23 protein-coding genes are annotated in these 21,212 nt (G+C 63.5%); 13 read left to right on the top strand and 10 right to left on the bottom strand.

Going from position 1 to position 21,212, the window contains the following annotated elements; genetic code table 11:
* The first annotated feature begins 59 nt into the window (after positions 1 to 59).
* The 5 genes from ACLEJW_RS03365 to ACLEJW_RS03345 all read left to right on the top strand — a co-directional run bounded on the left by ACLEJW_RS03365 (position 60) and on the right by ACLEJW_RS03345 (position 4,168).
* The gene (locus ACLEJW_RS03365) at positions 60 to 749 is read left to right on the top strand and encodes an ABC transporter permease (RefSeq protein WP_145193571.1); all 690 of its coding nucleotides are present in this window, start codon (positions 60 to 62) and stop codon (positions 747 to 749) included.
* The gene (locus ACLEJW_RS03360; protein WP_145193574.1) at positions 746 to 1,444 is read left to right on the top strand and encodes an ABC transporter permease; all 699 of its coding nucleotides are present in this window, start codon (positions 746 to 748) and stop codon (positions 1,442 to 1,444) included. The genes ACLEJW_RS03365 and ACLEJW_RS03360 overlap by 4 nt, the downstream gene beginning before the upstream one ends.
* Positions 1,445 to 1,466: 22 nt before the next feature.
* The gene (aotP, locus tag ACLEJW_RS03355) at positions 1,467 to 2,231 is read left to right on the top strand and encodes an arginine/ornithine transport ATP-binding protein AotP (protein ID WP_313302633.1); all 765 of its coding nucleotides are present in this window, start codon (positions 1,467 to 1,469) and stop codon (positions 2,229 to 2,231) included.
* A 99-nt stretch (positions 2,232 to 2,330) separates the two neighbouring features.
* On the top strand, positions 2,331 to 3,311 hold the full coding sequence (argR, locus tag ACLEJW_RS03350) for a transcriptional regulator ArgR (protein WP_145193578.1): 981 nt from the start codon (positions 2,331 to 2,333) through the stop codon (positions 3,309 to 3,311).
* 725 nt (positions 3,312 to 4,036) lie between these two features.
* On the top strand, positions 4,037 to 4,168 hold the full coding sequence (locus ACLEJW_RS03345) for a hypothetical protein (protein WP_313300725.1): 132 nt from the start codon (positions 4,037 to 4,039) through the stop codon (positions 4,166 to 4,168).
* Between the two features lie 57 nt (positions 4,169 to 4,225).
* Here ACLEJW_RS03345 and ACLEJW_RS03340 read toward each other — a convergent pair whose 3' ends face one another.
* The 6 genes from ACLEJW_RS03340 to ACLEJW_RS03315 all read right to left on the bottom strand — a co-directional run bounded on the left by ACLEJW_RS03340 (position 4,226) and on the right by ACLEJW_RS03315 (position 10,599).
* A complete protein-coding gene (locus tag ACLEJW_RS03340) occupies positions 4,226 to 5,644 on the bottom strand; it encodes an amino acid permease (RefSeq protein WP_178108393.1) in 1,419 nt (472 codons plus the stop codon).
* 634 nt (positions 5,645 to 6,278) lie between these two features.
* Positions 6,279 to 7,346, bottom strand: coding sequence for a 23S rRNA pseudouridine(2605) synthase RluB (rluB, locus tag ACLEJW_RS03335; protein ID WP_145193555.1), 1,068 nt, complete (start codon positions 7,344 to 7,346; stop codon positions 6,279 to 6,281).
* Between the two features lie 150 nt (positions 7,347 to 7,496).
* Complete coding sequence (gene scpB / locus ACLEJW_RS03330; RefSeq protein ID WP_145193554.1) at positions 7,497 to 8,267, bottom strand: SMC-Scp complex subunit ScpB; 771 nt, start codon at positions 8,265 to 8,267, stop codon at positions 7,497 to 7,499.
* Complete coding sequence (locus tag ACLEJW_RS03325; protein ID WP_178108394.1) at positions 8,254 to 8,979, bottom strand: segregation and condensation protein A; 726 nt, start codon at positions 8,977 to 8,979, stop codon at positions 8,254 to 8,256. Before ACLEJW_RS03325 ends, scpB begins: the two co-directional genes overlap by 14 nt.
* Positions 8,980 to 9,095: 116 nt before the next feature.
* Entirely contained in the window at positions 9,096 to 9,725 is a 630-nt protein-coding gene (locus ACLEJW_RS03320) for an L-threonylcarbamoyladenylate synthase (protein WP_145193551.1), read from the bottom strand.
* A 13-nt stretch (positions 9,726 to 9,738) separates the two neighbouring features.
* Positions 9,739 to 10,599 carry a PHP domain-containing protein gene (locus tag ACLEJW_RS03315; protein WP_440776968.1) on the bottom strand — a complete coding sequence of 287 codons (861 nt, stop codon included), beginning with the start codon at positions 10,597 to 10,599 and terminating at the stop codon, positions 9,739 to 9,741.
* 67 nt (positions 10,600 to 10,666) lie between these two features.
* Here ACLEJW_RS03315 and ACLEJW_RS03310 point away from each other — a divergent pair, with 67 nt between their 5' ends.
* The 5 genes from ACLEJW_RS03310 (at position 10,667) to ACLEJW_RS03290 (ending at position 14,291) form a co-directional block, all read left to right on the top strand.
* Positions 10,667 to 11,260, top strand: coding sequence for a septation protein A (locus ACLEJW_RS03310; RefSeq protein WP_313300712.1), 594 nt, complete (start codon positions 10,667 to 10,669; stop codon positions 11,258 to 11,260).
* A gap of 1 nt (position 11,261) precedes the next feature.
* Positions 11,262 to 11,561, top strand: coding sequence for a YciI family protein (locus ACLEJW_RS03305; RefSeq protein WP_313300708.1), 300 nt, complete (start codon positions 11,262 to 11,264; stop codon positions 11,559 to 11,561).
* Between the two features lie 130 nt (positions 11,562 to 11,691).
* A complete protein-coding gene (locus tag ACLEJW_RS03300; RefSeq protein ID WP_145193546.1) occupies positions 11,692 to 12,369 on the top strand; it encodes a response regulator transcription factor in 678 nt (225 codons plus the stop codon).
* A 104-nt stretch (positions 12,370 to 12,473) separates the two neighbouring features.
* Positions 12,474 to 12,890, top strand: a complete 417-nt coding sequence (locus ACLEJW_RS03295) for a Spy/CpxP family protein refolding chaperone (RefSeq protein WP_145193544.1) — start codon at positions 12,474 to 12,476, stop codon at positions 12,888 to 12,890.
* 60 nt (positions 12,891 to 12,950) lie between these two features.
* Positions 12,951 to 14,291 (top strand): sensor histidine kinase, encoded by a 1,341-nt coding sequence (locus ACLEJW_RS03290; protein ID WP_313300698.1) that lies wholly within the window; start codon positions 12,951 to 12,953, stop codon positions 14,289 to 14,291.
* Between the two features lie 29 nt (positions 14,292 to 14,320).
* Here the strand turns inward: ACLEJW_RS03290 and ACLEJW_RS03285 are convergent, their stop codons facing one another.
* On the bottom strand, positions 14,321 to 14,878 hold the full coding sequence (locus tag ACLEJW_RS03285; RefSeq protein WP_313455730.1) for a nitroreductase family protein: 558 nt from the start codon (positions 14,876 to 14,878) through the stop codon (positions 14,321 to 14,323).
* 230 nt (positions 14,879 to 15,108) lie between these two features.
* Here ACLEJW_RS03285 and ACLEJW_RS03280 point away from each other — a divergent pair, with 230 nt between their 5' ends.
* Positions 15,109 to 16,563 carry a TrkH family potassium uptake protein gene (locus tag ACLEJW_RS03280; RefSeq protein WP_313455732.1) on the top strand — a complete coding sequence of 485 codons (1,455 nt, stop codon included), beginning with the start codon at positions 15,109 to 15,111 and terminating at the stop codon, positions 16,561 to 16,563.
* Here ACLEJW_RS03280 and ACLEJW_RS03275 read toward each other — a convergent pair.
* On the bottom strand, positions 16,520 to 17,581 hold the full coding sequence (locus ACLEJW_RS03275; RefSeq protein ID WP_313300689.1) for an AraC family transcriptional regulator: 1,062 nt from the start codon (positions 17,579 to 17,581) through the stop codon (positions 16,520 to 16,522). The two genes, ACLEJW_RS03280 and ACLEJW_RS03275, sit on opposite strands and share 44 nt — an antisense overlap.
* Positions 17,582 to 17,734: 153 nt before the next feature.
* On the opposite strand from ACLEJW_RS03275, the gene ACLEJW_RS03270 reads away from it, so the two are divergent.
* Positions 17,735 to 18,046 (top strand): DUF962 domain-containing protein, encoded by a 312-nt coding sequence (locus tag ACLEJW_RS03270; RefSeq protein ID WP_145193534.1) that lies wholly within the window; start codon positions 17,735 to 17,737, stop codon positions 18,044 to 18,046.
* Here the strand turns inward: ACLEJW_RS03270 and ACLEJW_RS03265 are convergent.
* The gene (locus tag ACLEJW_RS03265; RefSeq protein ID WP_145193532.1) at positions 18,043 to 18,348 is read right to left on the bottom strand and encodes a SelT/SelW/SelH family protein; all 306 of its coding nucleotides are present in this window, start codon (positions 18,346 to 18,348) and stop codon (positions 18,043 to 18,045) included. The two genes, ACLEJW_RS03270 and ACLEJW_RS03265, sit on opposite strands and share 4 nt — an antisense overlap.
* A gap of 67 nt (positions 18,349 to 18,415) precedes the next feature.
* On the opposite strand from ACLEJW_RS03265, the gene ACLEJW_RS03260 reads away from it, so the two are divergent.
* On the top strand, positions 18,416 to 20,602 hold the full coding sequence (locus tag ACLEJW_RS03260) for a patatin-like phospholipase family protein (protein WP_145193530.1): 2,187 nt from the start codon (positions 18,416 to 18,418) through the stop codon (positions 20,600 to 20,602).
* A gap of 52 nt (positions 20,603 to 20,654) precedes the next feature.
* Here the strand turns inward: ACLEJW_RS03260 and ACLEJW_RS03255 are convergent, their stop codons facing one another.
* On the bottom strand, positions 20,655 to 21,086 hold the full coding sequence (locus tag ACLEJW_RS03255) for a MarR family transcriptional regulator (protein ID WP_145193528.1): 432 nt from the start codon (positions 21,084 to 21,086) through the stop codon (positions 20,655 to 20,657).
* Positions 21,087 to 21,212: the final 126 nt, after the last annotated feature.

Below are 21,212 nucleotides of genomic sequence, written 5' to 3'. Positions count from 1 at the left end.
CAGCAGAAGCGCTGAGGTTTGCACCATTTTTCATTCTCAAGCCCTGAGGAATCCCAATCATGTTGAAAGGCTATGGGGCAGTCATCCTCGACGGGGCGTGGCTGACGCTACAGCTCGCCCTGTCGTCGATGGCCCTGGCCATCGTCCTCGGCCTCATCGGCGTCGCGCTGCGTTTGTCGCCGGTGCGCTGGCTGGCCTGGCTCGGGGATCTGTATTCCACGGTCATCCGTGGTATTCCCGACCTGGTGCTGATCCTGCTGATCTTCTATGGCGGCCAGGACATCATCAACCGCGTGGCGCCGCTGCTCGGCTACGATGACTACATCGACCTGAACCCTCTGGCTGCCGGCATCGGTACCCTGGGCTTCATTTTTGGCGCGTACCTGTCGGAAACCTTCCGCGGTGCGTTTCTCGGCATTCCCAAGGGCCAGGCCGAAGCCGGCGTGGCTTATGGCATGAGCGCCCGTCAAGTGTTCTTCCGCATCCAGGTACCACAGATGATCCGCCTGGCCATCCCTGGGTTCACCAACAACTGGCTGGTGCTGACCAAGGCCACCGCGCTGATCTCGGTGGTCGGCCTGCAGGACATGATGTTCAAGGCCAAGCAGGCAGCCGACGCCACCCGCGAGCCTTTCACGTTCTTCCTGGCGGTGGCGGCGCTGTACCTGGTCATCACCAGTATTTCGCTGCTGGCGCTGAAGTACCTCGAACGGCGTTACTCGGTCGGCGTCAAGGTGGCTGAACTATGATCTTCGATTACAACGTCATCTGGGAGGCCATGCCGCTGTACCTGGGCGGGCTGCTGACCACCCTCAAGCTGCTGGCGCTGTCGCTGCTGTTCGGCTTGCTCGCGGCCGTGCCCCTGGGGTTGATGCGGGTTTCGCGCCAGCCGTTGGTGAACATGAGCGCCTGGCTCTACACCTATGTGATCCGCGGTACGCCCATGCTGGTGCAACTGTTCCTGATCTACTACGGGCTGGCCCAGTTCGAGGCGGTGCGCGAGAGCATCTTCTGGCCGTGGCTGTCGAGCGCGACCTTCTGTGCGTGCCTGGCCTTCGCCGTCAACACCAGCGCCTACACGGCCGAGATCATCGCCGGCAGCCTCAAGGCCACGCCCCACGGTGAAATCGAAGCGGCCAAGGCCATGGGCATGTCGCGGATGAAGATGTACCGCCGCATCCTGCTGCCGTCGGCCTTGCGCCGCGCGCTGCCGCAGTACAGCAACGAAGTGATCATGATGCTGCAGACCACCAGCCTGGCGTCGATCGTCACCTTGATCGACATCACGGGTGCTGCGCGCACGGTCAATGCCCAGTACTACCTGCCTTTCGAGGCCTACATCACGGCGGGCGTGTTCTACCTGTGCCTGACCTTCATCCTCGTGCGCCTGTTCAAGATGGCCGAACGCCGCTGGCTCGGCTACCTGGCGCCGCGCAAGCACTGAACGCTCTGTGAGAACCGAAAGCATGTACAAACTCGAAGTCCAAGACCTGCACAAGCGCTACGGCAGCCACGAAGTGCTCAAGGGGGTATCCCTGGCGGCCAAGGCGGGCGATGTGATCAGCATCATCGGCTCCAGCGGTTCGGGCAAGTCGACCTTCCTGCGCTGCATCAACCTGCTCGAACAGCCCCACGCCGGCAAGATCCTGCTCAACAACGAAGCGCTCAAGCTGGTGCCGGGCAAGGACGGCGCACTCAAGGCGGCTGACCCGCGCCAGTTGCAACGCATGCGTTCGCGGCTGTCGATGGTGTTCCAGCATTTCAACCTGTGGTCGCACATGACTGCGCTCGAGAACATCATCGAGGCGCCGGTGCATGTCCTGGGGGTGAGCAAGAAAGAAGCGCTGGAAAAGGCCGAGCATTACCTGGCCAAGGTTGGCGTGGCACACCGCAAGGACGCCTTCCCTGGGCACATGTCCGGCGGCGAGCAGCAGCGCGTGGCCATCGCCCGCGCCCTGGCCATGGAGCCTGAGGTGATGTTGTTCGACGAACCGACCTCGGCGCTCGACCCCGAACTGGTCGGTGATGTGCTCAAGGTCATGCAGGCGCTGGCTCAAGAAGGCCGGACCATGGTGGTGGTGACCCACGAAATGGGCTTCGCCCGCGAAGTGTCGAACCAGCTGGTGTTCCTGCACAAGGGGCTGGTCGAAGAAACTGGCTGTCCGCGTGAGGTCCTGGCCAACCCGCAATCGGAGCGGCTCAAGCAGTTCCTCTCCGGCAGTCTGAAGTAAAGGCTGCCGCTTCGCACCAGAATAGGGCATGCTGCGCAGCACGCGCAGCGTGACCCGGCGCCCTCGCCACGAACGAACCCAGGTTTCGGACCGCACCCTATGACCACCCAGCGAATCGGTTTTCTCATCTGGCCAAGCACCAGGCCACTGACCCTGGCGCTGGCGGAGGAAGTATTGCAGGTGGCCCAGCGGGTGCATCCGGACGTGATCTATGACAGCGTGTTCCTGCAGGCCGAGGCTGCCGAGGAGGGCGCCTGGCGCCTGCCGGGTGAGCCGTGGAATGGCCGCCTGGAAGGCTGCCACAAGCTGTTCTTGCTGGCCGACGAGCCGCCGCAGGCCATGACCTCGGCACTCTCCACCGCCCTCAAGCAGCTCGCCCGCAGCGGCTGCCTGATCGGCGGCCTGTCGGCGGGTGTCTATCCGCTGGCGATGCTCGGCCTGCTCGATGGCTACCGTGCCGCAGTGCACTGGCGCTGGCAGGACGACTTCGCCGAACGCTTCCCCAAGGTGATCGCCACCAGCCACCTGTTCGACTGGGATCGCGATCGCCTGACGGCCTGTGGCGGCATGGCCGTGATCGATCTGTTGCTGGCGGTGCTGGCGCGCGATCACGGCGCCGAGCTGGCTGGGGCGGTGTCGGAAGAACTGGTGGTCGAGCGCATTCGTGAAGGCGGCGAGCGTCAGCGCATTCCGTTGCAGAACCGCCTGGGCTCGAGCCATCCGAAGCTGACCCAGGCGGTGCTGCTGATGGAGGCCAATATCGAGGAGCCGTTGACCACTGATGAGATCGCCCAGCACGTGTGCGTTTCGCGCCGTCAGTTGGAGCGCATCTTCAAGCAGTACCTGAACCGCGTGCCCAGCCAGTATTACCTTGAGCTGCGGCTGAACAAGGCGCGGCAGATGCTGATGCAGACCAGCAAGTCGATCATCCAGATCGGCTTGTCCTGTGGGTTTTCCTCGGGGCCGCATTTCTCCAGTGCGTACCGCAACTTCTTCGGCGCCACGCCGCGGGAAGACCGTAACCAGCGGCGCAGCAGCAGCCCGTTCGAGCTGAGCTCGGCACCGGCTGACAAGGGTTGAGATCTGGTTGCGCCTGGGGTGCATGCCTTGGGTTTGAGGGTGGTGCTGAAATCGAGCGCCGCCCGCGCGGCGCATCGCGAGCTAGCGCTCGCTCCTACGTTTGTTTTGGGCCAGTTATTCCTGTGGGATTTGCGCGCGAACCTTGTGGCGCGTGACTGATAATCGCGTCGGACCAACAAGGCGGTCGCGCGCACCTGTCACAGGCTTTACTGGCCTGAAATGAACGTAGGAGCGAGCGCTAGCTCGCGATGCGCCGCGCGGGCGGCGCTCGATTTTCGCCACAACACAGCAACAACGGCGTGCACCCGTTGCTCCGCCTCGTATTGCCTGCGCACACCCGTTCACCCCTTCAAGCAGTACCTGAACCGCGTGCCCAGCCAGTATTACCTTGAGCTGCTGAGCTCGGCACCGGCTGACAAGGGTTGAGATCTGGTTGCGCCTGGGGTGTATGTCTTGGGTTTGAGGGTGGTGCTGAAATCGAGCGCCGCCCGCGCGGCGCATCGCGAGCTAGCGCTCGCTCCTACGTTTGTTTCGGGCCGGTTATTTCTATGGGATTTGCGCGCGAACCTTGTGGCGCATGGCTGATAATCGCGTCGGACCAACAAGGCGGTCGCGCGCACCTGTCACAGGCTTTACTGGCCTGAAACAAACGTAGGAGCGAGCGCTAGCTCGCGATGCGCCGCGCGGGCGGCGCTCGATTTTCGCCACAACACAGCAACAACGGCGTGCACCCTTTGCTCCGCCTCGAATTGCCTGCGCACACCCGTTCACCCAGCCCCTTCAAGCAGTACCTGAACCGCGTGCCCAGCCAGTATTACCTTGAGCTGCTGAGTTCGACACCGGCTGACAAGGGTTGAGATCTAAAAAGCCCGATGCCAGTCACCTGGCATCGGGCTTTTCGGTGCGCTTGGGGCTTACTTGGCTACGCTGCCGGGCGCGCCATTGACCAGTGGCCGGCGTTTGCCCCTGAGCATGTAGATGAGCAGCGTGACCAGCAGCCAGACCGGAATCGCGTAGACCGAGATCTGAATGCCCGGGATCATCAACATGATGCCCAGAATCAACACCACGAATGCCAGCACCAGGTAATTGCCGTACGGGTACCACAGCGCCTTGAACAGCGGTTTTTGCCCGGTGCGGTCCAAGTGCTGACGGAATTTCAGGTGCGAGTAGCTGATCATCGCCCAGTTGATCACCAGGGTTGCCACCACCAGCGACATCAGCAGCTCCAGCGCATCCTGCGGCATCAGGTAGTTCAGCAGCACGGCAATCAGCGTCACCGCCGCCGATACCAGGATCGCCCGCACCGGCACGCCGCGGCGGTCGACCTTGGCCAGCGACGCCGGGGCATCGCCCTGCTCGGCCATGCCCAGCAGCATCCGCGCATTGCAGTAAGTGCCGCTGTTGTAAACCGACAGCGCCGCAGTCAGGACCACGAAGTTCAACAGGTTGGCGGCCACATCGCTGCCCAGCAGCGAGAACACCTGGACGAACGGGCTGCTGCCATAGCTGCCACCGGAGGCGTCTATGCTGGCCACCAGGGTATCCCACGGTGTCAGCGACAGCAGCACGATCAGCGCGCCGACATAGAAGATCAGGATCCGGTAGATCACCTGGTTGATCGCCTTGGGGATCACGGTTCTAGGCTGGTCGGCCTCGGCAGCGGTGAAGCCGAGCATTTCCAGGCCGCCGAAGGAGAACATGATGAAGGCCAGCGCCATCACCAGACCACTGACGCCATGGGGGAAGAAGCCGCCATGGCTCCACAGGTTGCTGAGCGCCGCGTCAGGCCCACCCTTGCCGCTGGTCAGCAGGTAGGCGCCCAGGCCGATCATGCTGACGATGGCCACCACCTTGATGATGGCGAACCAGAATTCCGCTTCTCCGAAGAATTTCACGTTCATCAGGTTGATCGCGTTGATCAGCACGAAGAACCCTGCGGCGGTGACCCAGGTCGGGATCTCTGGCCACCAGTAGTGCACGTACTTGCCGACCGCCGACAACTCCGACATGCCGACCAGGATGTACAGTACCCAGCAGTTCCAACCGGACAGAAAGCCTGCGAAGCCGCCCCAGTAGCTGTGGGCGAAGTGGCTGAACGAGCCGGCCACCGGTTCCTCGACGATCATCTCGCCGAGCTGGCGCATGATCAGGAAGGCGATGAAGCCGCAGATGGCGTAGCCGAGGATCATCGACGGACCGGCGCTTTTCATCACCCCCGCCGAGCCCAGGAACAGGCCGGTGCCAATCGCGCCGCCCAGGGCGATCAACTGGATGTGGCGGTTCTTCAGGCCCCGCTTGAGCTCGCCTGCATGCATGTTTTGTCCACTCATGAACGAAGTCACCTGCATTGTTTTTATCTGTGACGGAATCGGACCCACCGCGCTCGTGGCGCAGCGGAATGAGCAAGGTGGTTACCTTGGGTTTCTTGCCGATGGGCGCCGCAGGGCGGATCAGCCGGGAAGGGGCAAGAGTGCGCGGTACGCAAGAGGGTCACAGGTAAAACGCGGCGCACTGTATACCCCTGCAAACGCGCAGGCGTCAACGCGTTGCATCGTTTCCTTGGGAAAAAACGCAGCGTTCCTGTGGTGGTAGCCTGAAAAGGCGAGGTGATCGGCGTACATGGCGCCTCCATTTGTTGTTCTGTCAGCGCGCCTCTGCGGACGGGCTGTTGCACACGGCAATGCTGGCTATAACACCGTGCTAGAGGGGCTTGAGCAAGCGGGCGGACGCCCGGGGATAGCCTCTTGGCCGGCACGCGCTGGCAAGCAGGCGTTACAGGCGTGCGAATATTCTGAAAGCTGAACGAATTCGCGACCTCTTCGTATAAATTTCTTTACAGAGCGGTCTGGAAACTTGCCAGTCGTCCGAAAATCTCGTTTTCACTCAATACGTTGCAGGCACCGAGCCCATGCACGGGCGAAAAAAAACCAGCCCGAGGGCTGGTTCTTCTACGTACCCGGCCGATCAGCCGCGCGGTTTACCGCGACCGCGCCCGGCTGGCTTGTCGCCTTCAGGCTTGGCAGGACGCTTGCGCATGTCGCTCGGGCGCTCGGCCACGGCGCTGCCGCGGCTGCCCTTGCGAGGCGCCTCTTCGCGCGGCTGACGCGCAGGGCGCTCGGCGCTCGCTGCACCCTCGGCGGCCGGGCGCAGGCTGCGCACGCGCTCGTTGCGCCCCATGGGCCGGGACGATTTGCGCTGCATGCGCTCCATCTTGTCCTTGGCCTTGAGGTTAAGCGTCGGCAAGGCAACGGGCTGCAAGCCCACCTCCGCGGCCAGGATGTCGATTTCACCCTGGGTCATCTCGCGCCAGCGGCCCATCGGCAAGTCAGAGTTGAGGAACACCGGGCCAAAGCGCACGCGCTTGAGGCGGCTGACCACCATGCCCTGGGATTCCCACAGCCGGCGCACCTCACGGTTGCGACCTTCCATCACCACGCAGTGGTACCAGTGGTTGAAGCCTTCGCCACCGGGCGCCTTTTGAATGTCGGTGAACTTGGCCGGGCCGTCTTCGAGCATCACGCCCTGTTTCAGGCGCTCGATCATCTCGTCATCGACTTCGCCGCGTACCCGTACGGCGTACTCGCGATCCATCTCGTAGGACGGATGCATCAGGCGGTTGGCCAGCTCGCCGTCGGTGGTGAACAGCAGCAGACCGGTGGTGTTGATGTCCAGGCGACCGATGTTGATCCAGCGGCCTTCCTTCGGCCGCGGCAGGCGGTCGAACACGGTAGGACGACCTTCGGGGTCGTCACGGGTGCAGATCTCGCCGTCGGGCTTGTTGTACATGATCACGCGGCGGGTCGCCTCGGCGGCTTCTTCACGCTTGATCAGCTTGCCATCGACGGTGATGGCATCGTGCAGATCGACACGCAGGCCCAAGGTGGCCACGGCGCCGTTGACCTTGATGCGGCCTTGGCTGATCCAGGCTTCGACATCACGGCGCGAACCGACGCCGATACGCGCCAGAACTTTTTGCAGCTTTTCGCCGGATGGAGGGGTAATTTCGCTGTCTTGCAGGTCTTGCTCACTCATCTGGGCACCTCCCGGTGTAGGAATGAATACAGAGTTTCTGGCGGCGGATGCGCCAGAGGGCCGCGCATCATACGCGGTTAGTCGGCTGAACGCACTGCAGCGTAGAAGGTTTTCTGGCCACCTGGGCAAGATTCTGCTAAGCGGCGCGGTTCAGGGCGCGGTCTTGCCGTCTTCCTGTGCCGCAACCTCGGCTTGTTCGTCGCGCAGGTCGTCAAAGTCGGTCTTCAACCCTTCCTCCATCTGATCCAGCTCGACCAGCAAGGTGCGGAAGCTGGTCTGCTCCTTCGGTTCAGCATCGACTGGCTCATCGCCAAGACTTGCATCGGCCAACGCCTGCAGGTGAGCAGGAACGGGGGCGTCATCCGGGTCCAGCACGGGGGCAGGCTCCATCTCGCGCAGTTCGGCCAGGGCCGGCAGTTCATCCAGGCTCTTGAGGTTGAAGTGGTCGAGAAACGCCCGGGTGGTGGCAAACATTGCCGGGCGGCCAGGCACCTCACGGTAGCCGACCACGCGAATCCACTCGCGCTCGATCAAGGTCCTGATGATATTGCTGTTGACCGCTACACCACGCACGTCCTCGATCTCGCCACGGGTCACCGGCTGGCGGTAGGCAATCAGCGCCATGGTTTCCAGCAGTGCACGGGAATAGCGCTGCGGGCGCTCCTCCCAAAGCCGGCCCACCCACGGGGCAAAGCTTTCGCGGATCTGCAAGCGGTAGCCGCTGGCCACTTCCTTGAGCTCGAAGGCCCGACCGGTGCAGGATTTGCCCAACACCTCGAGGGCTTTCTTGAACACCTTGGGCTCGGGGCGCTCGGCCTCTTCGAACAACTCGTAGAGCCGTTCGAGGGTTTGCGGCTTGCCCGAGGCGAGGAGAAAGGCTTCGATCAGCGACGCCAGGTCGCGCGGTTCATTCAGGTTCATCAGGTTCTTCGACGGACTCGGGGCGCAGGCGCACGTGGATTGGCGCAAAGGGCTCATTCTGCACCAGTTCGACCAACGATTCCTTGACCAGCTCAAGAATGGCCATGAAGGTCACCACCACCCCGAGCTTGCCTTCGTCGGCTGCGAACAGAGCGACGAAGGGCATGAACGCGCCGCCTTTGAGGCGTTCCAGCACATCGCCCATGCGTTCACGGGTCGACAGGGTCTCGCGGGTGATCTGGTGGCTTTCGAACAGGTCGTTACGGCGCATGACCTCAGCCATGGAAACCAACAGCTCTTCCAGGCTGACCTGCGGCAGCAGCTTGCGCACCTTGGCCTGGGGCGCTTCCAGGCGCGGCACGATGATGTCGCGCCCCAGGCGCGGCAGCCCGTCGAGGTCCTCGGCGGCGGCCTTGAAGCGCTCGTACTCCTGCAGGCGGCGAATCAGCTCGGCACGCGGGTCGCCCTCCTCCTGCTCGACCTCGGCCGAACGCGGCAGCAGCATGCGCGACTTGATCTCGGCGAGCATGGCCGCCATCACCAGATACTCGGCGGCCAGTTCCAGGCGCACGCTTTTCATCAGCTCGACGTACCCCATGTACTGACGAGTGATTTCCGCCACCGGGATGTCGAGGATATCGATGTTCTGCTTGCGGATCAGGTACAACAGCAGGTCCAGCGGGCCTTCGAATGCTTCGAGAATGACCTCCAGGGCGTCCGGCGGGATATACAGGTCGACCGGCATTTCGGTCAATGCTTCGCCGTACACCAGCGCCAACTGCAGCTGATCCGGCGCAGCCGCCGGCACCTGGGGAGCCTGCAGCGTGCTCACGCGTTGGCCATGAATGGCCGGGGATCACCACAACCTTCGCGGATCAGCTCGGGCTCATCACCGGACAAGTCGATGATGGTCGACGCCTTGAGATCACCAAAGCCGCCGTCGATCACCAGGTCGACGTGGTGCTCGAGCCGCTCGCGGATCTCATAGGGGTCGGTCATCGGTTCGCTGTCACCTGGCAGGATCAGGCTCACGCTCATCAACGGCTCGCCCAGCTCAGCCAGCAGGGCCAGGGTAATGGCATGGTCGGGCACGCGCAGGCCGATGGTGCGGCGCTTTTCGTGCAGCAGCAGGCGTGGCACCTCGCGGGTGCCGTTGAGGATGAAGGTGTACGGGCCAGGCACATGGGCCTTGAGCAGGCGGAAGGTGCCGGTATCGACCTTGGCGTACAGCCCCAACTGCGACATATCGCAGCACATCAAGGTGAAATTGTGGGTCTTGTCCAAGCCGCGCAGACGGCGTACACGCTCGATCGCCGCCTTGTCGCCGATCTGGCAGCCCAGCGCGTAGGCCGAGTCGGTGGGGTACACCACCACGCCACCTTTGCGGATGATTTCCACCGCCTGACGGATCAGGCGCGGCTGGGGGTTCTCCGGATGAATCTGGAAAAATTGACTCACGAAGTCGTCCTGTTCAGAGCGCCATAGGTTGTTCATGGCTGAATCGACGCCACAGCGGTGGCAGGTCCTCGGGCAATGGCCGATAGGCACCGATTTCGCCCCAGGTGCCGGGGCCGTGGAAATCGCTGCCAGCACTTGCCAGCAGGCCGAACTCACGGGTGAGGATGGACATCGTGCCCACCTGCTCGGCTGGCATCATTCCGTTGACCACTTCAAGTGCCTGCCCGCCTGCTTGAATATAGTCGGCAATCAGCCGCCTGCGCTTGCTGCGGGTCAGATCGTAGTGCATCGGATGCGCCAGGCTTACCCAGGCGTTGGACTGGCGCAGCGTCGCGACAGTTTCCTCCAGGGTTGGCCAATGCAGCTTGACATCGCCCAGCTTGCCCGCGCCCAACCACTTGCGAAACGCCTCGCCACGGTCCTTGGCGTGGCCGGCGCGCACCAGAAACTCGGCAAAATGCGGCCGCGCCGGGGCATTGCCGCTGTCGCCCAGCGCCTGTTGCACGGCACGTGCGCCTTCGAGGGCGCCGGGCATACCCTTGGCAGCCAACCGCCTGTCGATTTCTTCGGCGCGCAGCCAGCGGCCGCGGTGCAGCGTTTCCACTGCCTGCAGCAGCGGCGGCGCGTCGAGCGGGAAGTTGTAGCCCAGCACGTGGATGGTGGCGCCGCCCCAGGTACAGGACAGCTCGACCCCACTGATCCACTGCATGCCGCGCGCGCAGCACGCCTGGCGCGCCTCGGCAAGGCCCTCCAGGGTGTCATGGTCGGTCAGGGCCAGCGTCTGCACCCCATGCTCGTGAGCCCGGGCGACCAGGTCCGTGGGCGACAGGGCGCCGTCGGAGGCCGTGCTGTGACAGTGCAGATCAACATTCATGGAGGAGCGCTTTCGCTGGAATCGATGTTTGTTATTATGCCGTGACATCCCGATTCTGGCTGCCATTGTGAAACAATTCATCGATTTCATCCCGCTGCTGCTGTTCTTCATCGTCTACAAGCTCGACCCCCGCCCACTGGAGGTCGCCGGCCACAGCTTCGAGTTCGGTGGCATCTACAGCGCCACGGCGATGCTCATCGTCAGCTCGCTGGTGGTCTATGGCGCGCTGTTTCTGCGCCAGCGCAAGCTGGAAAAAGGCCAATGGCTGACCCTGATCGCCTGCCTGGTGTTCGGTGGCCTGACCCTGACCTTCCACAGCGAAACCTTCCTCAAGTGGAAGGCACCGGTGGTCAACTGGCTGTTCGCCCTGGCGTTCGCCGGCAGTCATTTCATCGGCGATCGGGTGCTGATCAAGCGCATCATGGGTCACGCCCTGACCCTGCCCGACGCCATCTGGAACCGCCTGAACGTCGCCTGGATCGCGTTCTTCCTGTTCTGCGGCGCCGCCAACCTGTTCGTCGCCTTCACCTTCCAGGACTTCTGGGTCGACTTCAAGGTGTTCGGCAGCCTGGGCATGACCGTGATCTTCCTGGTGGCGCAGGGTGTCTACCTGTCGCGTCACCTGCATGATGACCCTTCCACCTCCAAACCCAAGGACTGACATGCTCTACGCCATCATCGCCAGTGACGTCGCCAATTCCCTGGAAAAGCGCCTGGCCGCGCGCCCTGCGCACATCGAGCGCCTGCAGCAGCTCAAGGCCGAAGGCCGCGTGGTGCTGGCCGGCCCGCACCCGGCCATCGACAGCAACGATCCGGGCGAGGCCGGCTTCAGCGGCAGCCTGATCGTCGCCGAGTTCGACTCCCTCGCCGCCGCCCAAGCCTGGGCCGATGCCGACCCCTACATCGCGGCGGGCGTGTACGATCAAGTAGTGGTCAAGCCCTTCAAGCAAGTCCTGCCTTGAACCGCGCTCACGTCGCCTGTTGCCTGGGCGACGTGACCTGCCCTGCTCAAATTGCATCTCTGCCCTCAGTCTGCGGTATCTTTGCCACTGGCGAGCGCGTCAGACGCCGTCGATTTGAATTGAGTGAGTCATGAGCGAGCTGTTACTGATTGATGATGACCAGGAACTCTGCGAGCTGCTCGGCAGCTGGCTGACCCAGGAAGGGTTTGCGGTACGCGCCTGCCACGATGGCCAGAGCGCGCGCCAGGCCTTGGCTGAACAAGCCCCTGCAGCCGTGGTTCTGGATGTGATGCTGCCCGACGGCAGTGGCCTGGAGCTGCTCAAGCAGCTGCGCAGCGAGCATGCCGATCTGCCGGTACTGATGCTGTCGGCACGCGGGGAGCCCCTGGACCGCATCCTGGGCCTGGAGCTGGGCGCCGACGATTACCTGGCCAAGCCGTGCGATCCGCGCGAGCTCACCGCAAGGTTGCGCGCCGTGCTGCGCCGCAGCCATCCCACGGCGACCACCACCCAGTTGGAAATCGGCGACCTGGCGTTCAGTCCGGTGCGCGGCGTTGCCAGTATCGATGGCCGCGACATGAGCCTGACGCTGTCCGAAAGCCGTATCCTCGAAGCGCTGCTGCGCCAACCGGGCGAGCCGCTGGACAAGCAGGAGCTTGCGCAGATTGCCCTGGGCCGCAAGCTGACCCTGTACGACCGCAGCCTGGACATGCACGTCAGCAACCTGCGCAAGAAAATCGGCCCACACGCCGACGGCCGCGCACGCATCGTCGCCCTGCGCAGCCGCGGCTATTACTACAGCCTCTAGCGGCGCTCTTTACCCCGTCTTTACGTTGAGCTGACTGCGCTTGACCTTGATCTCCCTAAACTGGGCACATCCGGTAAGCACCGGCCCATGACAGGAGAGACACCATGCGCAAGACCCTTATCGCCCTGATGTTCGCCGCTGCCCTGCCAACCGTGGCCATGGCCATGCCTGATGGCGGCCCACGCCACGACGGCCCCCATCATCGCGGTGATGCCGCCTTTGCCCAGCTGGACCTGAGCCGCGAGCAGCGCCAACAGATCGGTAAACTGATGGGTGAGCAGATGAAAAACCGCCACCAGATCACCGAACGCTACCTGAACAAGCTGCCCGCAGCCGACCAGAAAGCCATGAAGGATGAGCTCAAGGCCAGCCACGACAAGACCGACAGCCAGGTTCGCGCGCTGCTCAAGCCTGAACAGCAAAAGCAGTTCGACGAACTGAAGAAAGAGCGCGAAGCGCGCAAAGCCGAATGGCAAGAGTTCCAGACCTGGAAAGCTGAAAAAGCTGCCAAGGCTCAGTAAGCTGTACCGCCAATGCCCGGCCCGCCTGCAAGCGGGCCGGGCTTTTACCGTTTACAGGAGGTGCTCTTGCGTTCACTGTTCTGGCGCATCCTGGCCAGTTTCTGGCTGGCCATCGCCCTGGTCGCCGGCCTGTCGATCCTGCTTGGCCACATGCTCAACCAGGATGCCTGGATTCTTAGCCGCCACCCGGGCCTGAACACCTTGGCCAGCCATTGGGTCGAGCATTATGAGCAAGAGGGCCGCGAATCCGCGCAAGCGTTCCTGGAGCGTCGCAAGCAGCGCTTCAAGATCGATGTGCAGGTGCTCGACGATAGCGGCGAAGCCGTGGTGCCGGGCACCTTTCCACGCCGTGCGGCCGCCTTCGAAGCGCGCCAGCACAACGACGAGCGCCGCCTGCCCTGGCGCCGCCTGACCGAGGAATACACCAGCCCCTACAGTGGCGAGACGTATCTGCTGATCTACCGCATCCCTCACCCGGAGCTTGACGCCTGGCACCGCGAAAGCCTGCTTTGGCCGCTGAGCGCCCTGGGTATCGCGCTGGTCGTGCTGACCTTGTTCAGCCTGCTGGTGACGCTGTCGATCACCCGGCCGCTGAGCCGCTTGCGCGGCGCCGTGCATGACCTTGGCCAGGCTACCTATCAGCAGAACAGCCTGGCGCGCCTGGCTGCTCGTCGTGACGAGTTCGGCGTCCTGGCGCAAGACTTCAACAAGATGGGTGCGCGCCTGCAAAGCCTGATCGGCAGCCAGCGCCAACTGCTGCGCGATGTATCCCACGAGCTGCGCTCACCCCTGGCGCGTCTGCGCATTGCCCTGGCCCTGGCTGAGCGCGCTGAGGCTGAACAGCGCACGGCACTGTGGCCGCGCCTGACCCGTGAATGCGATCGGCTCGAAGGCTTGATCAGTGAGATCCTGACCCTGGCGCGGGTCGATGCCGAACAGGCCCATCCCGAGCCAGTCGATCTCAATGCCTTGCTGGGCAGCGTGCGCAAGGATGCGCAGTTGAGCGCGCCTGAGCAGGACGTGCGCTTGCAGGCCCAGCCTGGGTTGACCTTGCAGGGCTGGCCAACCCTGATCGAGCGGGCCGTGGACAACCTGGTGCGCAACGCCCTGCGCTTCAACCCGCTTGGCCAACCCATCGAAATCAGTGCCGAACGTGGATCGCAGCTGATCGTGGTGAGTGTGCGCGACCATGGCCCGGGCGTGGCGCCGGAACACCTAGCCCAGTTGGGCGAACCGTTCTTCCGCGCCCCCGGCCAGGATGCCGCCGGCCATGGCCTGGGCTTGGCGATCGCACGCAAGGCCGCCGAGCGCCACGGCGGCAGCCTGGTACTGGCCAATCATCCTCGTGGCGGCTTCGTGGCGCGACTGGAGCTGCCATTGAGCGTGGTGACAGGCAGTTGATCTGCACGGTCCTGTGAGGCAGAGGAGGACTACGCGCCCCAGGCGCTGACGAAATCGGCGGTCTGCAGCACCGGGGCGGTGCGCGGCTCGTTCAGTGGGGTGCCGACGTACAGGTAGCCGATCAGTTCCTCGTTCTCGGCCAAGCCCAGACCTCGATGCACATGCGCGTCGAACGCCATGTCGCCGGTGCGCCACACTGCACCGATACCCTGGGCGTGCGCGGCGATGAGGATGCCATGGGCGGCACATCCAGCGGCCAGTCGTTGTTCGGACTTGGGCACTTTGAAGTGATCGTGCAAGGTCGCGATCACCACGATCAGCAAAGGCGCGCGCAGCGGCATCGCCCGCGCCTTGTCCAACGCCGCCTGACTGGCATCGCCACGCTGCTGCAGCGCTTGGGCGAACAGTTCACCGAGTTTGTCGCGTCCCTGACCCTCGATGGTCAAGAAGCGCCACGGCCGCAGCTGGCCGTGATCCGGCGCGCGCAAGGCGGCCTGGAACAATGCTTCGCGCTGAGCGGCGTTAGGCGCAGGCTCGGTCAGGCGTGGCACGGATACACGGTTGAGCAATGCGTCGAGAGCCTCCATCGGCTACCCTCCTGGCAGATGAATGTAGCGGGCATTCTCAAGCGGCAAGGCCTCAGCTGCAAGCGTGAAGCTGCCAGCGGCAAGAAAAAGCGGCGGCTTGCGCGCTGTTGCTTGCAGCTTGCCGCTTGCCGCTTGCAATGGGCCGCTCGGCCACGGGGTCGCCAGCCGCTTGCAGCCACCGGACCCATAGGTAGAATGGCGCCCTTCCGTTTCGAGTCAGAGCAGATTACATGGCGTTGCCGACCCTCAGGATCATCGCGTTCATCATCGGCATCTTCCTGATCACCCTGGCGGTCAGCATGGTCGTGCCCATGGCGACACTGGTGGTGTTCGAGCGCACCGGCGATCTGTCGTCCTTCCTCTGGTCGAGCGTGATCACCCTGGTCTCGGGCTTGGCCATGGTCCTGCAAGGGCGCCCCGAACACGTACACCTGCGGCCACGGGACATGTACCTGCTCACCGTCTGCAGTTGGGTGGTGGTGTGCATCTTCGCCGCCCTGCCCTTTCTGCTGACCCAGCACATCAGCTACACCGACGCCTTTTTCGAAAGCATGTCGGGCATCACCGCCACCGGGGCCACGGTGCTCAGCGGGCTGGACCACATGTCGCCGGGCATCCTGATGTGGCGTTCGATGCTGCACTGGCTCGGTGGTATCGGCTTCATCGCCATGGCCGTGGCGATCCTGCCGCTGCTGCGCATCGGTGGCATGCGCCTGTTCCAGACCGAGTCTTCGGACCGTTCGGAGAAGGTCATGCCACGCTCGCACATGGTCGCCAAGTCGATCGTTGGGGTATACGTCGGCTTCTCGATCCTCGGCGCGCTGGCGTTCTGGTGGGCCGGGATGCGCCCCTTCGATGCCATCAACCACGCCATGTCGGCGATTTCCACCGGTGGTTTCTCCACCTCTGACCAGTCACTGGCCAAGTGGGATATTCCGGCGGTGCACTGGGTTGCCGTGGTGGTGATGATTCTTGGCAGCATGCCGTTCACCTTGTATGTAGCGACCCTGCGCGGCAATCGCGGGGCGCTCATTCGCGATCAGCAGGTGCAGGGCCTGCTCGGTTTGCTGGTAGTGACCTGGTTGGTCCTGGGCACCTGGTACTGGTACACCACCAACCTGCATTGGCTCGACGCTTTGCGCCACGTCGCGCTGAACGTGACATCGGTAGTGACCACCACAGGCTTTGCGTTGGGCGACTACAGCCTGTGGGGCAACTTCTCGCTGATGCTGTTTTTCTACCTGGGCTTCGTCGGCGGCTGCTCGGGCTCGACCGCAGGCGGCATCAAGATCTTCCGCTTTCAGGTTGCCTACATTCTGCTCAAGGCCAGCCTCAACCAGCTCATCCACCCGCGCGCGGTGATCAAGCAGAAATACAACGGCCACCGTCTTGACGAAGAAATCGTCCGCTCGATTCTGACCTTCTCGTTCTTCTTCGCCATCACCATCTGCGTCATGGCGCTGCTGTTGTCGCTGCTGGGCGTGGACTGGATGACCGCCCTGACCGGCGCGGCCGGGACTGTTTCGGGGGTGGGGCCGGGCCTGGGCGAGGTGATTGGGCCCTCGGGCAATTACGCCACGCTGCCCGATGCCGCCAAGTGGATCCTGGCTGCCGGCATGCTGCTCGGCCGCCTGGAGATCATCACGGTGCTGGTGTTGTGTATGCCAGCGTTCTGGCGTCACTGACTTCGCTGGGCTCGGCGCCCAGGCGCGCTCGGTATTCGCTGGGGGTCACGTCGAACCAGCGGCGAAACGCCCGGTAGAAATTGCTCGGGTCGGCAAAGCCCAGCAGGTAGGCGGTCTGTAGCAGCGTCATGCCTGGCTGCGCCAGATACTGCTCGGCCAGCTCGCGGCGGGTGTCGTCGAGCAAGCTCTGGAAGCTCGTGCCCTCCTCCTGCAGGCGGCGCTGCAAGGTGCGCTGGGACAGGTGCAGCGCCTGGGCCAGGGTCTCGCGCTTGGGTTCGCCTTGCGGAAGGATCCGGCACAGCACCTGGCGTACCCGATGGGTGACGCGGCTTTCGGAAAAGCGCGCCAGGTACTCGCCGGCGAAGCGGTCATGCAGGATGGCCATGGCTTCATTGGCGGTGGGCAACGGCGCTTCCATGTCGGCCCGCTCGAACAGCAGCGCATCATGCGGCGCGCCGAACACCAGCGGCGAATGGAAGGCGATCTTGTAAGGCTCGATATCCTTCGGCTGCGGCCCCTGTACCAGTACCCGCCGCGGCTGCACAGGACGCCCGCTGAGCCACTTGCACAGCGCCAGCGCGCAGGCCAGCGACGCTTCGGCGCTGTGCCGCGTGGGCGGCAGGTGATCCCCATGCACGGTCAGAACCAGCGAGTAGCCTTCAGGGCCCAAGGTGAAACTCAGGTCGGAGCTTTCGGCGATGATGCGCTGATAACGCACCAGCCGCTCGAAACCCTCGGCCAGGGTGCGGCTGGACATCAAGGCATAACCGACCACGTGGAACGACGCCGGGCGCACCACCCGCGCCATGTTCAGCCCGATGGCCTGATTGCCCGACAATTCCACTGCCAATTGCCACAGACGGGTCATGGCATCCTGCGGAAAGCGCGCGTCCGGGTCGTCCAGCGCGGCGAAGTCCAGGCCTAGCTGCTTGAACATGGCCGGACAATCGAGCCCTTCGAGCTCCAGCGCTTTGACGATTCCAGATGCCCAGCTGGCTGAGGTGGTTCTTTCACTCATGGCAGGCTTCTTCTGCGGACCGCATCATGCGGTGAACCCCAAGGATACTCAATTGGCGCCTATTGTCACTGGCCAGCCCCGCCAATGACTCTAGACTCGATTCAGGCTCCACGCCGTGTAGCCCGTCCAAAAGTGATAGTCCCGGAGCAGTCCATGAGCAGCAGCGTGCCGTTTCGCAGTTTCGCCGAGTTCTACCCGTATTACCTGGGCGAGCATATCAACCCCACCTGCCGCCGCCTGCACTTCGTGGGAACCAGCCTGGTCATCGCGCTGCTGGCCTATGCCATCGGCAGCGGGCATTGGCTGCTGCTGTTGGCGGTACCGTTGTGCGGCTACGGTTTTGCCTGGGTCGGGCATTTCTTCTTCGAGAAGAACCGCCCGGCTACCTTCAGCCATCCGTGGTACAGCCTGATCGGCGATTTCGCCATGTTCCGCGACATTCTGCTCGGCCGGATCAGCTTCTAGGATGTGCGCGGCGTCTGCTGTTCGCGCTCGTTGTGCCCCAGGTGGCGCTGCGGGTCGATCCGGTCGCGCACGCGCTGCTTGAGCACCTTGGCCTCCGGGAAACCGCCGTCGGCCTTGCGCTCCCAGATCTGCTCGGCGTTGCAGGTGATCCGGAACACACCACCCGTGCCCGGCTCCAGGCTTACCCGGCGCAGGTCATCGGCAAAGGTACTGAGCAGTTCCTGGGCCAACCAGGCCGCCCGCAACAACCACTGGCACTGCGTGCAATAAGTAATGACGATTTCCGCTTTGTTCTCGGCCATGCTCGCGCTTCTCCTGTTGAGGTGCCGCTTATACTAGCGGTCTTTAGCCCGCGATTTGAGAACGCCGATGCGCCGCTTGCTGTTGAGTCTTGTGTTGATGTTCACCGCCCTGAGCGCGCTGGGCGCCGAAGTAGCGCGCCCGAAGATTGGCCTGGTGCTGTCGGGCGGCGCCGCTCGCGGGCTGGCGCATATCGGCGTGCTCAAGGCACTGGAGCAACAGGGCGTGCGCATCGATGCCATCGCCGGCACCAGCATGGGCGCGGTGGTGGGCGGACTCTATGCATCGGGCTACAGCGTTCAGGAGCTCGAACAACTGGCCACGACCCTGGATTGGCAGCAGGCGCTATCGGATGCACCGCCGCGCAAGGACGTGCCGTTCCGGCGCAAGCAGGATGACCGCGATTTCCTGGTCAAGCAGAAGCTCAGCTTTCGCGATGACGGCAGCCTTGGTCTGCCCCTGGGCGTGATACAGGGCCAGAACCTGGCTCTGCTGCTGGAAAGCAAACTGGCCCATACCGCCGACACCCGCGATTTTGACCAGTTGCCGATTCCCTTTCGCGCCGTGGCCACCGACATCGCCAATGGCGAGAAGGTGGTGTTTCGCCGCGGCCACCTGCCCCAGGTGATCCGCGCGAGCATGTCGATCCCGGCGGTGTTCGCCCCGGTCGAGCTGGACGGTCGTCTGTTGGTCGATGGCGGCATGGTCGACAACATTCCGCTGGATGTAGCACGAGAGATGGGCGTGGACATCGCCATCGTGGTCGACATCGGCACACCACTGCGCGACCGCAAGCAATTGGCGACGGTGGTCGATGTGCTCAACCAGTCCATCACCTTGATGACCCGGCGCAATTCCGAAGAGCAGTTGGCCAGCCTGCACCGCGACGACATTCTCATCCAGCCACAACTGAGCGCCTTCGGCGTGACCGACTTCGGTCGCGCCCAGGACATGATCGACGCCGGCTACCGCGCCACGCGCGTGCTCGACACGCGCCTGGCCGAGCTGCGCCAGGCCGGCGACGATGCCGGCCTGGCCCTGGCCCGCTCGCCGCGCCAGCGCACCCCGGTGATCACCGCCATCAAGGTAGAGAACGACTCGAAGGTCAGTGACGATGTGATCCGCTATTACATACGCCAACCGATCGGCGAGCCGCTGGCACTGGACCGCCTGCAGACCGACATGGGCACCCTGTACGGCCTGGACTACTTCGACCGTGTGCAATACCGGGTGGTGCACAAGGGCGACGACCACACGCTGGTGATCAATGCACGCGGCAAACGCGGCGGCACCGATTACCTGCGCCTGGGCTTGAACCTGTCGGATGACCTGCGCGGTGACAGCGCTTTCAACCTGGGAGCCAGTTACCGCATGAACGGCATCAACAGCCTCGGCGCCGAGTGGCTGACCCGCGCGCAGATCGGTGACCAGCAAGAGCTGTACAGCGAGTTCTATCAGCCGCTGGACGTCGGCTCGCGCTACTTCGTCGCGCCGTACCTGGACCTGGGCTCACAGAACATCGAAGCGACGCTGGACAACGACCCGGTGGCCGAATACCGGCTCGAGCGCTATGGCTTCGGTTTGAACGTTGGCCGGCAGATCGGCACTTACGGCGAAGTGCGCCTGGGCGTGGGCAAGGCCTGGGGCCGAGCCCAGGTGCGCATCGGCGATCAGGACCTGCCGGACGTCAGCTTCCACGAGGGCTTCTATGAACTCAAGTATTCCTTTGACACCCTCGACAATGTGTACTTCCCGCACAGTGGCGAAGACATCGGCCTGACCCTGCGCAAGTACGACAAGTCGCTGGATTCGGACGCCGAGTACCGGCAGTGGTTGCTGAACCTGGACAAGGCCATCAGCGTCGGCGCGAACACGTTCGTGCTCGGTGGCCGTTATGGCCGCACGCTGGACGATACCGAAGTGGTGACGTCGAGCTTCGTGCTGGGCGGCGCCCGTGAGTTGTCGGGCTTTCGCCAGGACTCGGTGTCAGGCCAGAACATCAGCCTGCTGCGGATGGTCTACTACCGGCGCCTGACGCCCAGGTCCTACCTACCGCTGGACTTCCCGCTGTACATCGGCGGCTCGCTGGAACGCGGCCGCGCCTGGAACAACGACAACGCCTTTGACAGCGGCTATATCAACGCCGCCAGCATTTTCCTGGGCCTGGAAACGCCCTTGGGCCCGCTGAACCTCACCTACGGCACCAACAGCGCCGACGAGCATGCCGTCTACCTCAACCTCGGCCATACGTTTTGAAGCGGCAAGAAAAAGCAGATCCGCTTTTGCTTTTAGCTCGCAGCTCGCAGCTTCACTCCAGGTTAGCGAGGATTTTGGCGTGGACGCGCATGCAGACTTCCAGATCAGCCTCGTCGACACCGGTGAACAGCTCCAGGCGCAGGGCGTTGGCGATTGTCTCGATTTGCTCGATCAATGGCTTGGCAGGGGGGCAGAGCAGGATCTTTTTCGCCCGCCGGTCCTCCAGCACCGCCTGGCGACGTACCAGGCCCTGACTCTCCAGGCTGTCGAGCAGCCGCGCCAGGGTTGGCCCTTCGACGCCCACGCTCTGCGCCAGCTCGCGCTGAGTGGGCGCCTCTTCGAAACGCGCCAGGTGCAGCAACACCAGCCAACGCGCCTGGGACAGATTGAGCCCGGCCAGGCGGCGGTCCAATTCGGCACGCCAGCCGCGAGACATCTGCGCCAGCTGCATGCCGAAGCGGTGTTGGTTGTCGGTCAGGGGCATAAGCAACTCATTGACTAGAACTAATTATTAGTCAGCTAATCATGCTCTGGCCGATCAGGCAAGGTCGCCTGGCGCGCAAACACCAGGTTAGTCGCACGTTTGCATGACATGCATCAGCGAATGACG

This window comes from Pseudomonas sp. SMSB3, from assembly GCF_052041965.1.
Classification (GTDB): Bacteria; Pseudomonadota; Gammaproteobacteria; order Pseudomonadales; family Pseudomonadaceae; genus Aquipseudomonas.
Note: the sequence above shows the minus strand (reverse complement) of the source record. Positions and strands in the feature narration are given on the sequence as shown.